Here is a 405-nt window from a genome sequence, read left to right on the forward strand (position 1 = left end):
GCAGCGAGGGGGAACTGTGCGGTGAATCCCAATCCGAGTCGAAACTCGGTGTGGGAAAACCGTTTCCAACCTCCACCAGGGTTGATCGCAGCGAGGGATTTCGCCCGGCCGCGGCGCTCGAGTTCGAATCCGACCTGGCCGCCCAGTGAGTTTCCTGCGATGTGGCAGGTGCTCCAGCCGACCCTGTCGAGTTCACGTTCGATTCCGTCGGCGATCCCGCGGACCCCGAGGTCGCGCAGCCGTAGCCGAGGGCCACCCCAGTGGCCGGGCATGGTCATTGCGAGAACGTCGTAGTCGGTCGAGAGGTTGTCCACGACGGCGTGCCATACGTGGTGCGACAAGGTGAATCCGTGCAGCAGCAGCACGGGCTCACCTGATCCGGCTCGGTTCACATATGTCATCAAG

General features: G+C 63.5%; 1 protein-coding gene. It reads right to left on the reverse strand.

The genetic code is table 11. The features are described from left to right. Positions 1-365: alpha/beta fold hydrolase (locus tag AC1DYG_RS20225; RefSeq protein WP_477641626.1), on the reverse strand; the 365-nt coding region annotated here is incomplete at its 3' end. Between the last annotated feature and the right edge of the window lie 40 nt (positions 366-405).

It is taken from the genome of Pedococcus sp. P1_H8 (assembly GCF_056405175.1).